The sequence below is a fragment of the Xanthomonas sp. LMG 12462 genome, assembly GCF_009192885.1.
Lineage (GTDB): Bacteria > Pseudomonadota > Gammaproteobacteria > Xanthomonadales > Xanthomonadaceae > Xanthomonas_A > Xanthomonas_A sontii.
In genome coordinates this window covers 70631-83834 of the sequence record NZ_NMPP01000043.1, presented here as the reverse complement: position 1 = coordinate 83834, position 13204 = coordinate 70631, and the positions used below count along the sequence as shown (strand labels likewise).

Sequence of the window (13204 nt, the reverse complement as noted above, 5' to 3'; positions counted from 1 at the left end):
TCGATCCGCAGAAAAAGAAGGGGAGGAACAGCCGCACTGCCAGGTGGATTCGGGGAACCTGCCGTGCGCGTCGCGCGCGGCGCCGCAGGCTCCCTATCGTTTTTTGTCCGCAATCGCCCGCGCGCCGCCGGCCGCGGCGATCGCGTCCAGGTTCAGCGCGTTGGGCGGGCGCCCGGCGTCGGCGCCGATGCCCAGGGCGGCGAGCAGGTTGTCCACCGCCAGCGACACCATCGCGCGGCGCGTGGCCACGCTGGCGCTGCCGATGTGCGGGGTCAGCACCACGTTGCGCAGCGCCAGCAGCTCCGGACGGATCGCCGGCTCGCCTTCGAACACGTCGAGTCCGGCTGCGGCCAGACGCCCGTTGGCCAGCGCGTCGGCCAGTGCGACTTCATCCACCAGGCCACCGCGGGCGATGTTCACCAGCGTCGCGGTCGGCCGCATCTTCGCCAGCGCGGCGGCGTCGACGATGTGATGCGACTGCGCGCTGTACGGCAGCACCAGCAGCAGGTGGTCGGCGCGCGCCAGCAGGTCGTCGAAGCCGACGTACTCGGCGCGATGCGCGCGCTCCACCTCGGCCGGCAGGCGGCTGCGGTTGTGGTACAGCACGCGCATCGAGAAGCCGGCGGCGCGGCGCGCGATGGCCTGGCCGATGCGGCCCATGCCGAGGATGCCGAGGGTGCTGCCGTGGACATCGGCGCCGAGCATGGTCTGGAACGACCACTGCTGCCACTGCCCCGCGCGCAGCCAGCGCTCCGCCTCGCCGACGCGGCGCGCGGCGGCCATCAGCAGGGCGAAGCCGAGATCGGCGGTGGTCTCGGTGAGCACGTCGGGCGTGTTGGTGGCGACGATGCCGGCCGCGCTGAGCGCGTCCAGGTCCAGATTGTTGTAGCCGACGCCGACGTTGGCGATGGCGCGCAACCGCGGCGCGCCGGCGATCTCGGCGGCGCCGATGCGTTCGTTGAGGGTGACCAGGGCGCCGTCCAGCGGCGCCAGCGCCTGCGCCAGGTCCTGCGGCGAATACCTGGTCACGTCCGCGGTGGTGGTCAGCGCGCAATACTCGCCCAGCCGTGCGACGACATCGTCGAACAGCGGCTGGCTGACCCACACCCGCGGCCGCGACTCAGCCATCGCCACCGCCGGGGATGCGCGGCGTGATCGTGCCGACGTCGCCGCATTGCGCGCGGTGGCGCAGCGCCTGGTCCATCAGCACCAGCGCCATCATCGCCTCGGCGATCGGGGTGGCGCGGATGCCGACGCAGGGGTCGTGGCGGCCGGTAGTGATCACGTCCACCGCCTGCCCGTCCACGTCCACCGTGGCGCCGGGCAGGCGCAGGCTGGAAGTGGGCTTGAACGCCACCGAGACGACGACCGGCTGGCCGGTGGCGATGCCGCCGAGCACGCCGCCGGCGTGGTTGGACTGGAAGCCGTCCGGCGCGATCAGGTCGCGGTGCTCGGTGCCCTTCTGGGTCACCGCGGCGAAGCCGTCGCCGACCTCCACGCCCTTGACCGCGTTGATGCTCATCATCGCCGCGGCCAGTTCGCCGTCGAGCTTGCCGTAGATCGGCTCGCCCCAGCCCGCCGGCACGCCGTCGGCGACCACGGTGACGCGCGCGCCGATCGAATCGCCGGACTTGCGCAGCGCATCCATGTACGCCTCCAGCTCCGGCACCTGCGGCGCGTGCGGCCAGAAGAACGCGTTGTCCTCAACCGCGTCCCAGGCGAAGCCCTGCGGCAGCAGCGGCCCGAGCTGCGACAGGTAGCCGCGCACGCGCACGCCGTAGCGCTGCGCCAGCCACTTCTTGGCGATCACGCCGGCGGCCACGCGCATGGTGGTTTCGCGCGCGGAGGAGCGGCCGCCGCCGCGCGGATCGCGGATGCCGTACTTCTGCCAGTAGCTGTAGTCGGCATGGCCCGGACGGAACTGCCGGGCGATGGCGGTGTAGTCCTTGCTGCGCTGGTCGGTATTGCGGATCAGCAGGCCGATCGGAGTGCCGGTGGTGCGGCCCTCGTAGACCCCGGACAGGATCTCGATGGCATCGGCTTCGCGTCGCGCCGAGGTGTGCCGGCTCTTGCCGGTGGCGCGGCGCTGCAGGTCGTGGGCGAATTCGCTGGCGTCCAGTTCCAGCCCCGGGGGGCAGCCATCGACCACGCAGCCAATCGCCGGCCCGTGCGATTCGCCGAAGGTGGTGACGGTCAGCAGCTTGCCGAAACTGTTCGCGCTCATGTCGCTTGCGTCACCGGTCCGCGGCCAGCGCGGCGATGCGCGCGTGATGCGCGATCAATTCGCTGCGCTCCACCGCGAAGATGCCCATCTGCCCGACCTTGAACTCGACCCAGGCGAAGTCCACTTCCGGCAGCAACTGCGCCAGCGCGCGTTCGGATTCGCCGACCTCGCAGATCAGCAGCCCGTCCTCGCTCAGGTGCGCCGGCACGTCGCGCAGGATCTTCAGCGCCAGGTCCAGCCCGTCGTCGCCCGCGCGCAGGCCCAGCTCCGGCTCGTGCGCGTACTCCGGCGGCAGCGCGTCGGTCTCGGCATGGGTGACATAGGGCGGATTGGTCACGATCAGCTCGTAGCGGCGCCCGCTCAGCCCGGCGAATAGGTCGGACTTGACCAGTTCGACGTTGTCGGCCAGCAACCGCTCCTTGTTCTCGGCGGCCAGGCTCAGCGCCTCGTCGCTGATGTCGACCGCGTCCACCTGCCAGTTCGGATTGTAGTGGGCCATGGCGATGGCGATGCAGCCCGAGCCGGTGCACAGGTCCAGCGCGCGCTCCACCGGGCGTCCGGCCAGCCACGGCTCGAAGCCGGCCTCGATCAGCTCGGCGATCGGCGAGCGCGGCACCAGCGCGCGCGCATCGCTCTTGAAGCTGAGCCCGGCGAACCAGGCCTCGCCGGTGAGGTAGGCGGCGGGAATGCGCTCGGCGATGCGGCGCTCGAACAGCGCCAGCACCTGCGCCTTCTCCGGCGTGGTGACCCGCGCGCTGCCGTAGGCCGGGCCCAGGTCGTGCGGCAGGTGCAGCGCGTGCAGCACCAGTTGCGTGGCCTCGTCCAGGGCGTTGTCGTAGCTGTGGCCGAAGCTCAGCCCGGCGGCGTTGAAACGGCTGGTGCCGTAGCGGATCAGGTCGATGATCGTGTGGAGTTCGGCGGCCGCGTCGGCAGTCATGGCAACAGGCAAGGCAATTCGGCCCCCGATTATAGAGGCCCGGCCGCTATGATGAGCGTTCGTTGCATGGGAAATCAGTATGTTCAACCGCACCTTCGGCATCGTCCTGGTGGTTGCCCTGGCCGCCGGCCTGGGGCTGCTGCTGGCCCAGAAGTACTTCGGCGGCAGCGCCACCCCGGCCTGGCCGGAGACCCGCACGGTGCGCATGTACCCGCAGCCGCGCCCCCTGCCCGACTTCCACCTGCGCCAGACCGACGGCACGCCGCTGGTGCCGGGCGAGCTCAAGGGTCACTGGACCCTGGTGTTCCTGGGCTTCACCGCCTGCCCGGACGTGTGCCCGACCACCCTGGCCGACCTGGCCCGCGCGCAGAAGCAATGGGAGACCTTGCCGGACACGCTGCGCCCGCGCGTGCTGTTCGTCTCGGTCGACCCGCAGCGCGACACCCTGCCGCGGCTGGGCGAGTACGCCCACGCCTTCCACAAGGACACCATCGCCGCCACCGCCGACGTGCCCGAGCTGGAGCGCTTCGCCACCGCACTGGGCTTCGTGTTCCAGAAGGTGCCCGGCAAGCATTACGCCGAGAACCCGAACGACTACAGCATGGACCACTCCGCCGCGATCGCGGTGCTCGACCCGCAGGGCCGCCAGGCCGGGCTGATCCGCCCGCCGTTCGATGCCGCCGCGATCGCCGCCGACCTGCAGGCCCTGACCAAGGCCACCGCCCCATGAGCCTGACCACCCGTCTGACCTACGTGCTGCCGCACCGGCTGCTGTCCTCGCTGGCGCGGCGCCTGGCCTATTCGTCGCGGCCCGGGCTCAAGCAGTGGCTGATCGACACGGTGGTGCGCCGCTTCGGCGTGGACCTGAGCGAGGCCGCGCAACCGGATGCGCGTGCCTACCCGACCTTCAATGCCTTCTTCACCCGTGCGCTGAAGCCCGGCGCGCGCGTCGCCGATCCCGATCCGCAGGCGCTGCTGATGCCGGCCGACGGCCGCATCAGCCAGCTCGGCCGGATCGAGGACGGACGCATCTTCCAGGCCAAGGGGCAGTCGTTCACCGCCGCCGAACTGCTCGGCGACGACGCGGCCGCGGCCCCATTCGCCAATGGCCTGTATGCCACCGTGTACCTGTCGCCGCGCGACTACCACCGCGTGCACATGCCCTGGACCGGCACCCTGCGCGAAACCGTGCACGTGCCGGGGCGGCTGTTCAGCGTCGGCACCGACGCGGTACGCAGCGTGCCGCGCCTGTTCGCGCGCAACGAGCGCCTGGTCTGCCATTTCGACACCGACTTCGGCCCGATGGTCTCGGTGATGGTCGGCGCGCTGCTGGTGTCCGGCGTGGAAACCGTGTGGAGCGGCGTGGAGATCCCGCGCTACGCCGACCGCATCACCCGCAAGGACTGGCGCGGCAAGGGGATTACCCTGCAGCGGTTCGAGGAAATGGCGCGCTTCAACTACGGCTCCACGGTGATCGTGCTGCTGCCGCCCGGCGTGGCCGCGTTCGACCCGACGCTGAAGGCGGAATCGCCGGTGCGGCTGGGACAGGCGCTGGCGCGGCTGGTGCGCTGAGGTGCGAGGGCCGCGCTGCGGCCCCTTTGTGCAGAGACACCCTTGTGGGAGGGACTTCAGTCCCGACGCATTGGCACTGAGAGACCGCGAGCTCGCGATGGATGCCAGAAAAAGCCGCGCGCCTCGGCACTGCGGCCGCCGCACCCTCATCCGGCGCTACGCGCCACCTTCTCCCGAGGGGAGAAGGGATTGGGATCGCGCTTGGATCTCACGGTCGACGTTCATGCTAGCGACCTGCGAGATGCAATGGCCCCACTGTGGGAGGGACTTCAGTCCCGACGCATGGAAGGTGACAGACCGCCAACCCGCAATGGATGACCGAAAAGCCGCACACCCAAGACTGCGGCCGCCGCACCCTCATCCGGCGCTGCGCGCCACCTTCCCCCAAAAGGGGGCCATGGTCCCAGGGGGAGAAGGGATGGGCCGCGCTCGGGTCTCGCGGCCGGAGCTTCAGCTAGCGACCCGCGAGATACAACGGCACCCACTGTGGGAGGGACTTCAGTCCCGACGCATGGACGGTGACAGACGGTCCGTCCGCGATGGATGACCGAAAAGCCACAGGCCCAACACTGCGGCAGCCGCACCCTCATCCGGCGCTGCGCGCCACCTTCCTCCGAAAAGGGGGCCATAGTCCCGGAGGGAGAAGGGAGCGGCTGTGCCCCTACTTCTCGCAGCCCACCAACTTCAGCGACTGCCCCGGCTTCAGCGCATAACCCGGCGCACGCAAGCCATTCGCCTTGGCCAGCTCCTTCAGGTCGCAGTCATGGCGGTCGGAAATCCGGCCCAGGGTGTCGCCCTTGGCCACGCGGTAGTTGCGCACCTGCTTCTGCTTGGGCTTGGCCGGCGCGGGACGGCCGGTGGCCACCGTGGTCGGGACGCCGGCGACCGGGCTGACGTCGCCCACCGCGACATTGCCGGTGAGGTCGGCGGCCGGCGCCGGGCTGCCGCTGCGCACGGCGGAGGTGACGTCGGCGGTGATCAGCGCACGGGCTAGGTCGGCGCGTGGGCCGCTGACGCAGTAGCGGTTGTACAGGCCGACGATCTTGGTGGTGGCGTTGATGGTCACCCCGGCCGGGATCCAGCCGTCCGGCTCGTAGCGCGGGTTGAGGTTGCGCAGCGCGCGCATGTAGCCGTCGCGGGTACCGTCGCTGCCCAGGCAGATGGTCAGTTCGTAGATGGTGGTGGACTTGGCCAGACGCAGCGTGGCCGGCTGCGCATTGATCTTGGGGAAGGCCACGCCGTACTGCTGCGGGTGCAGGAAGATCCACGCCGCGGCGATCACCATCGGCACGTAGTCCTTGGTCTCGGCCGGGAACTGGTTGTACACCGACGCGTCCCAGAAACTGCGGCCTGGCATCTGGTTGAACACGCGCGCGGCGCGGCCTTCGCCGCCGTTGTAGCCGGCCAGCGCCAGTTCGACGCTGCGATTGAGCTCGGCCATGCGCTCGTTGATGTAGACCGCGCTGGCCTCGGCGGCGCTGCGCGCGTCGTAGCGGGTGTCGAAGCCGGTACCGTCCGGGCCAAGGCCGAAGCGGCGCCCGGTGGCCGGCATGAACTGCATCAGCCCGGCCGCACCCACCCGCGAATTGGCGTGCACGCGGCCGTTGGACTCCTTGGCGATGATGCCGAACAGCAGCGCTTCCGGCAGGCCGCGCTTCTCCCATTCCGGCCACATGATCGCGCGCAGGTTCTGGTAGTTCTCGTAGCTGCTCATCAGTGCCGGCCGCATGTCGGTGAGCCAGCGGCGGATGCCGGCCTGTACCGCCGGGTTGTACTCCACCATCGAATCGAAGGCGTGGCGCTTGTCGTTGAGCAGGCGCGCCGCACGCGCGGCTTCCGGCACATCGGCGGCGAGCGGACTGATGTGGTCGGGGTCGGCCTGCAGCGGCGCCGAGTCGTCGTCGGCGGCATCGGTGTCGCTGGCCTGGCCCTGCGCATCGGCCTTGGCTTTCAGCAGGCGCTTGTACGCGCCCAGATAGGTGCCCACCTCGCAGCCGCGCTGCTTGATGCAGGCCTGGATCACGTCCTCGATGTCCTCCAGCGCGGCGTCGCTTTCCTGGGTGCCCTTGGGGTCGCTGTTGCCGACCAGCACCAGGGCGTCGTTGTAGCGCTTCTCGGCGGCGGCCAGGCGCTGGTCGAGGACGGCGATGGCGGCCTGGTCGCGGGCGGACACGCGGGCTTGGGCGGCAGGAGCGGTGCAGGTCAGCGCCACGGCAGCCGCGACGGGCCACGCGTGGGTGAAGCGGAACGGAAGGGGCATGGTGGGACGCGGCGACGGAAAGGCCGCAGGGTAGCCCCCGCCGTCGCATCGCGGCAAGGTCGCGGCGGCCAGGGTCCAGCCCGCGGCGGGGCCAGGGTTCATCGCCGGCGGCCATCCCGCACCGCAGCACAAGTACCGCGCGCGCTGGCTCCCGTGCCACCGATGTCGTCCACCATGCCGGTGCCGCACCCGCAAACGACCACACCTCGCAAAGACCGCGGCTGGCAGGGAGTGCCGGCAGTTGCAGGCAGGCGCAGCGCGCCCGCGGTGGCTCGCACGCGTTCGGCCATGCCGCGTACGTTCTAGAATCCGGGCATCTCATTGCGGACCCCGATATGGACCCGATCCTGCTAGGCAAAGGCGTGACCGACGACATCGCAGTGCTGCTGCAACCGCGCCTGGGCAACCGCCACGGCCTGGTCGCCGGCGCCACCGGCACCGGCAAGACCGTGACCCTGATGACGCTGGCCGAAGGCTTTTCGCGCATCGGCGTGCCGGTGTTCCTGGCCGACGTCAAGGGCGACGTGGCCGGCCTGGCGATGCCCGGCGACGGCAGCGAGAAGGTGCTGCAGCGCGCCCGGGAGATCGGCGTGGCCGACTACGCCCCGGCCGCCAACCCGGTGCTGTTCTGGGATCTGTACGGCAAGCTCGGCCATCCGGTGCGCACCACCGTCAGCGAGATGGGCCCCACCCTGCTGGCGCGCGTGCTGGAACTCAACGACACCCAGGCCGGCGTGCTCGACATCGTGTTCAAGCTGGCCGACGACCGCGGCCTGCTGCTGCTCGACCTGGACGACCTGCGTGCGCTGCTGGCACTGGTGGTGGAAGAGCGCAAGGACATCTCCACCGAGTACGGCCTAGTCAGCGCGCAGTCGGTGGCGGCGATCCAGCGTGCGCTGCTGCGCCTGGCCCAGGACGGCGGCGAAGGCTTCTTCGGCGAACCGGCGCTGGACCTGGCCGAGCTGATGCGGGTCGACCACGACGGTCGTGGCGTGATCGGCATCCTCGCCGCCGCGCAACTGGTGCTCAAGCCGCGGCTGTACTCGACCTTCCTGCTGTGGCTGCTGTCGGAACTGTTCGAGCGGCTGCCGGAAGTGGGCGACCTGGACAAGCCGAAACTGGTGTTCGTGTTCGACGAGGCGCACCTGCTGTTCGACGATGCGCCGCCGGCGCTGGTGCAGCGCATCGAGCAGGTGGTGCGGCTGATCCGCTCCAAGGGCGTGGGCGTGTACTTCTGCTCGCAGTTCCCGGACGACGTGCCCGACAGCATCCTCGGCCAGCTCGGCAACCGCGTACAGCACGCGCTGCGCGCCTACACGCCGCGCGATCAGAAGGCGGTGCGCACCGCCGCCGAAACCTTCGTGGCCAATCCCAAGCTGGACGTGGCCAAGGCCATCTCCCAGCTCGGCACCGGCGAGGCGCTGGTGTCCACGCTGCAGGACAAGGGCGTGCCGGCACCGGTGCAGCAGACCCTGATCGCCCCGCCGCGCTGCCGCATGGGCGCGATCACCGACGCCGAGCGCGCGCAGGTGCGCGCCGGCAGCCCGGTCGGCGGCCGCTACGACACGCCGGTCAATCGCGAATCGGCGGCAGAAATGCTGGCGCGCCGGGTCGAGCAGAGCGCCGACCACAGCGCCGCGCCGCCGGCACGCACCCGCGAACAGGACGAAGCGCAGGACAGCGGCTTCGGCCAGGCGGTCAAGGACGCGGTGTTCGGCACCAAGCGCCGCCAGGGCATGCTCGAGGCGATGGCCAAGCAGACCTCGCGCACCATCGGCAACCGCATCGGCCAGCAGATCGTTCGCGGCATCTTCGGCAGTATCTTCGGCGGCAAGCGCTGAGCGCGGCCGACGCCAAAGGAAGCTCCAGCATGGACAGGAACGCGATGAGCGCCTTGCAATGATGTCGCGCCAAGACAAGCCGACAACGCTCCAGGGAAGCTGCCACTGCGGCTGCCTGACCGTCGCGTTCTCGACGGATCAACCGGCCGAGGACATCCGTCCGCGCGCCTGCGACTGCAGCTTCTGCCAGAAGCATGGTGCGGCATATGTTTCCGATCCCGCCGGCACGCTGCGACTGACGGCCACGCATGCCGAGGCCGTGCATCGTTATCGCCAGGGTGCGGAGGCCGCGCAATTCCAGCTGTGCCGCCAGTGCGGGGTGCTGGTCGCGGTCACGTTCGAGCATCAGGGGCGGCTTTACGGTGCCGTCAATGCCGGCTGTCTGAACAAGACGCCGGCGTTGGGGGCCGCAGCACCGGTGTCCCCACAATGGCTGGACGCCGAGGCAAAAATGGCCCGATGGCGGCAGGCGTGGGTGCCGGACGTGCAATGGGTCATCGCTGACACCTGAGCATGCCTGCCGCACACCGTCGTCACCGGCGATCGGCAGGCGCAGCGTTCAGAACGCTGGATGCGCGGTTGGGCGCGGCCTTCGATCCTGACGATGCCACCCACAGAGACAAGAACCGATAAAGCGACGCTAGGCCAGCAAACCGTGCAGCTTGGCGTATTGCAGCAGCATGATGGTCTTGGCGTCGGCGATCTCGCCGCTGTCGATCATCGCCAGCGCCGCATCGAGCGCCAGCTCCAGCACCTCGATCTCTTCGCCCTCGGCGGCCACGCCACCGCCGGCACCGACCTTGTCGCGATCGACATACTCGCCCACGAAGAAGTACAGCCGCTCGGTCACCGAACCCGGACTCATGAACGCCTCGAACACCTTGCGCACGTTCTCGATCCGGTAACCGGTTTCCTCTTCGGTCTCCTTGCGGATGCAGGTCTCCGGATCGTGGCGATCGAGCAGGCCGGCGCAGGCCTCGATCAGCATGCCGTCGGGGTTGCCGTTGAGCAGGGTCGGCAGACGGAACTGACGGGTCAGCATCACCGTGCGCTTGGCGCGACTGTACAGCAGGATGGTCGCGCCGTTGCCGCGGTCGTAGGCCTCGCGCGTGAGCGCCTGCCAGCTGCCGTCGTGGCGCTGGAAATCGAAGCTGACCTTGCGCAGCACGTACCAGTTGTCCGACAGCACTTCGATGTTGGTGACGCGCACGCGCGGGTTGCCGGAAACGAAGGAAGGGTCCAAGCGAAACTCCAAGGGACAAGGGACAAGGGACAAGGGACACGGCAGGCCGCAGGCGCGGCACCCGCCACACCTCTGCCGCCGTTCGACCGGGCAGTGTAGCCAGCACGCACACCTGCGCGCCGGCACGGGGTGCGCTTTGCGCAACCGACCACACTCCCTCGGTGCCGCCGTCCGCATCGCGCCGCCGCCCCAGCCAGCCTCCCGATTGCGTGCGCCGCAGCCGACCCGCACAATCGTCACACTTCGTAGACAGGGGGCGTCATGGAAGACCGTCGTCGCGCGGGCGCGAGCCGCGTACACCGCAGCACACCCGAACCGTTCTGGGCGCGCACCCGCGCCATCGCGCTGTATCCGCTGCGCGGCGGCGCGCTGTACGCACTGATCGCGCTGACCCTGTGCAGCCTGCTGGGCATGCTGCCCGGCATCGGCTGGATCCTGGGCATCGTCACCACCCTGGCCATCTACAAATACGCCTTCGAGATCCTGCGGCACACCACCGACGGCTACCTGGACGCGCCGGAACGCGGCTTCGACATCGGCGACGGCGTGGTGCTGCGGCTGCTGGCGATGATGATCCTGCTCGGCGTGGCGGTGTTCGCCGCGCTGCTGCTGACCGGCCCGGTCGGCGGCCTGCTGATGCTGCTGGCGGTGGTGCTGCTGCAGCCGGGCATCCTGATTTCCCTGGCGATGGACGGCAGCCTGCGCCGCGCGCTGAACCCGGCGGTGTCGATCGGTCTGGCGCTGCGCATCGGCTGGCCGTACCTGGCCGCGTTCGGCCTGCTGTTCGTGATCCAGGCCAGCGCGCTGGGCGCCGCCGCCTGGCTGCAGCGCGTCCTGCCGCCGCTGGTCGCCGACCTGGCGGTCACCGTGGTGACGATCTGGGGCCTGTTCGCCGCCTTCCACCTGATGGGCTATCTGGTCTACCAGTATCACGCCGTGCTGGGCTACGAACCTGCCGCCGACGCCGCGAGCGGCTTCACCCGCCACGACCCGGACCAGCGCGTACTCGACGAGGCCGAACAGCTGGTGCGCGACGGCCATACCGACGACGCGCTGCAGGTGCTGCGCAGCGAAGTGCGCACCCGCGCGGTGAGCCTGGGCGTGCACGAGCTGTACCAGCGTCTGCTGCGCGGCAGTGCGCGCCAGGACGAACGCCGCGAGCACACCCGCCAGTACATCCACCGGCTGCTGCAGGAGAAGCAGGAACGGCGGGCACTGGCCCTGCAGCGCGAGGCGCTGGATGCAGATCCCGACTTCGTGCCACTGCTGCCGGAACAGGCCACGCTGCTGTCCGAACGCGCGCAGCTGGCCGGCCAGTTCCGGCTCGCCGCCGACGGCCTGCAGGCCGCGCTGCGTGCCTGGCCGAAGGCACCGGAACACAGCGCTTGGTCGCTGCAGGCCGCCTTGCTGCTTGCAGAACGCTTCGGCGAGGACGCGCAGGCGCGCGGCCTGCTGGAACACGCGCTGAGCCGCTGCGACGACGAGCTGCAGCGCGGCAAGCTGCAGGCGGCGTTGCGTGCGGTGACGATCGCGCCGGTCTAGCGCGTCCTGCGATGCGCGGAGCGGGACGCGGCAAGCGCCCCGCACGCACCAGGCAGCGCGCTCAGGCGTTGGCCAACAGGAACCGCGCCTTGTCCGCCTGCGGCAGATCCGGATAGCGCACGATCAACCCCTCCAGCACACGCCGCCACTCCGCCGTGGCCTGGCGTTCGCCGTGGCCCAGCGCAAGCCGGAACCAGGCCTGCGCCTGCTGCTCGCGCGGCGAGACCGCATCCTGCGCCAGCAGCGTCTCGGCCTCGGCCAGCATCCCCAGCGCCATCCAGCGCGCGAACAACGCCGCACGCATCGGTGCATCCAGATCGCCGGCCGCGTGCAGCACTCCTGCCTGCTGCCGCGCCTCCTGGGGTGAGGCGGCCGACAGGCGCAACAGCTCCAGCGCCCGTGCCCGCGCTGTCGCGGCCTGGCCGGCATTGGCGGCCAGGCGGTAGCGCGCCAGCGCCACATCGAAGCGCCGCGGCGCTTCCACGGCCAGCGCGTCCAGCAATGCACCGGCCTGGACGTGCTCCAGCCGGCCCAGATGCGCCTGCGCACGCTCCCAGCGGTCATCGGCCAGCGCCCCGCCATCGTCGCGCAGGAAGGCCTCGCGCGTCTGCCCGGTCGCCACCAGCACGGCACCGAGCAGCGCGCCGACCACCAGCCCGCCGGCATGCGCGTCGAAGCCGATGCCGGCATCGCCGTTGCACAGCAGGTTGTACAGCTCCCAGCCCAGCCACAGCGGCAGCAGCACGATGGCCGGCGCGCGTACATAGTCGAACAGCACGGCCGCCCAGTAGAAGAAGCGCACCGGACGCCGCCCCCAGACCACGCAGAACGCGCCCATCAGCGCGGCGATGGCGCCGGACGCGCCGATACCGGCCCCGGCCTCGCCCCAACGCCAGCACAGGCTGGCCGCGCTGGCGCCGAACGCACCGAGCAGGTACACCGCCAGGAACCGCCAGCCGCCGATCGCGCCTTCCAGCAGCGTGCCCAGCGCCAGCAGGAACAGCATGTTGCCGATCAGATGCATGGCGTCGGCGTGCAGGAACGCGGCGCTGAGCATGCGCGCCGGCGCCCATTCCGAGCTGCGCTGCACATGGCGCAGGGTGAACACGCGCTGCAGCAGCGCGTCGTAACGCGCGCGCAGCGGCGTCCACGCCTGCTGTGCAGCGGCATCGGCGAAGGCGCTGCCGTCGCGCATGGCGTGCACGAAGCGCACGTCGTGCACGGTGGCGGCGCCGACGAAGGCCGACCGCTCCGCCGCCGGTACCTGCTGCAGTTGCGCCAACGCCTCGCGCTGACCGCTGCGTTCCAGATGGCGCGCGTAGGCCGGCGCTTCCAGCGCGCCGAGACCGGAGTCCAGGTAGTAGCGCTGCGCCTGCCGCAGCGGCGCCGCGTCGTGGCGCTGCCAGCCCGCGTACACCGCGATGTTGAGCAGGATCAGCAGCAGCGTGACCAACGGAAAATTGTCCCGCGACAGCGGCTTGTGCAGCGGCAGGATCAACATCGAAGAACGTCCATGTGCGGGGCGGCGCCAGCTTCGGCCATCGTCCACGAGTGCGCAAGCCGCTGGCACGCGCTAGCATCGCCA

At 70.4% G+C, this 13204-nt stretch carries 11 protein-coding genes; 5 read left to right on the top strand and 6 right to left on the bottom strand.

Annotation, left to right across the window (positions count from 1 at the left end):
• Positions 1–93: 93 nt before the first annotated feature.
• The 3 genes from CEK69_RS11475 to prmB are packed head-to-tail and all read right to left on the bottom strand — an operon-like array spanning position 94 to position 3161.
• Complete coding sequence (locus CEK69_RS11475; protein ID WP_026143387.1) at positions 94–1128, bottom strand: D-glycerate dehydrogenase; 1035 nt, start codon at positions 1126–1128, stop codon at positions 94–96.
• On the bottom strand, positions 1121–2224 hold the full coding sequence (aroC, locus tag CEK69_RS11470) for a chorismate synthase (RefSeq protein WP_152245685.1): 1104 nt from the start codon (positions 2222–2224) through the stop codon (positions 1121–1123). The genes CEK69_RS11475 and aroC overlap by 8 nt, the downstream gene beginning before the upstream one ends.
• A 10-nt stretch (positions 2225–2234) precedes the next feature.
• Positions 2235–3161 carry a 50S ribosomal protein L3 N(5)-glutamine methyltransferase gene (gene prmB, locus CEK69_RS11465; protein WP_152245683.1) on the bottom strand — a complete coding sequence of 309 codons (927 nt, stop codon included), beginning with the start codon at positions 3159–3161 and terminating at the stop codon, positions 2235–2237.
• Between the two features lie 79 nt (positions 3162–3240).
• On the opposite strand from prmB, the gene CEK69_RS11460 reads away from it, so the two are divergent.
• Positions 3241–3891 carry an SCO family protein gene (locus CEK69_RS11460; protein WP_152245681.1) on the top strand — a complete coding sequence of 217 codons (651 nt, stop codon included), beginning with the start codon at positions 3241–3243 and terminating at the stop codon, positions 3889–3891.
• Positions 3888–4733 carry an archaetidylserine decarboxylase gene (gene asd, locus CEK69_RS11455; protein ID WP_152245679.1) on the top strand — a complete coding sequence of 282 codons (846 nt, stop codon included), beginning with the start codon at positions 3888–3890 and terminating at the stop codon, positions 4731–4733. The genes CEK69_RS11460 and asd overlap by 4 nt, the downstream gene beginning before the upstream one ends.
• Positions 4734–5394: 661 nt before the next feature.
• Here the strand turns inward: asd and CEK69_RS11450 are convergent.
• The gene (locus CEK69_RS11450; RefSeq protein ID WP_017915164.1) at positions 5395–6993 is read right to left on the bottom strand and encodes a transglycosylase SLT domain-containing protein; all 1599 of its coding nucleotides are present in this window, start codon (positions 6991–6993) and stop codon (positions 5395–5397) included.
• A gap of 335 nt (positions 6994–7328) precedes the next feature.
• Here CEK69_RS11450 and CEK69_RS11445 point away from each other — a divergent pair, with 335 nt between their 5' ends.
• The gene (locus CEK69_RS11445) at positions 7329–8834 is read left to right on the top strand and encodes a helicase HerA-like domain-containing protein (protein ID WP_152245677.1); all 1506 of its coding nucleotides are present in this window, start codon (positions 7329–7331) and stop codon (positions 8832–8834) included.
• Between the two features lie 58 nt (positions 8835–8892).
• Positions 8893–9345, top strand: a complete 453-nt coding sequence (locus CEK69_RS11440; RefSeq protein ID WP_152236089.1) for a GFA family protein — start codon at positions 8893–8895, stop codon at positions 9343–9345.
• Positions 9346–9474: 129 nt separating this feature from the next.
• Here CEK69_RS11440 and nudK read toward each other — a convergent pair whose 3' ends face one another.
• On the bottom strand, positions 9475–10077 hold the full coding sequence (gene nudK / locus CEK69_RS11435; RefSeq protein WP_017911324.1) for a GDP-mannose pyrophosphatase NudK: 603 nt from the start codon (positions 10075–10077) through the stop codon (positions 9475–9477).
• Between the two features lie 261 nt (positions 10078–10338).
• Here nudK and CEK69_RS11430 point away from each other — a divergent pair, with 261 nt between their 5' ends.
• A complete protein-coding gene (locus CEK69_RS11430) occupies positions 10339–11619 on the top strand; it encodes a hypothetical protein (protein WP_152245675.1) in 1281 nt (426 codons plus the stop codon).
• A 61-nt stretch (positions 11620–11680) separates the two neighbouring features.
• Here the strand turns inward: CEK69_RS11430 and CEK69_RS11425 are convergent, their stop codons facing one another.
• Entirely contained in the window at positions 11681–13120 is a 1440-nt protein-coding gene (locus tag CEK69_RS11425) for a rhomboid family intramembrane serine protease (RefSeq protein WP_152245673.1), read from the bottom strand.
• Positions 13121–13204: the final 84 nt, after the last annotated feature.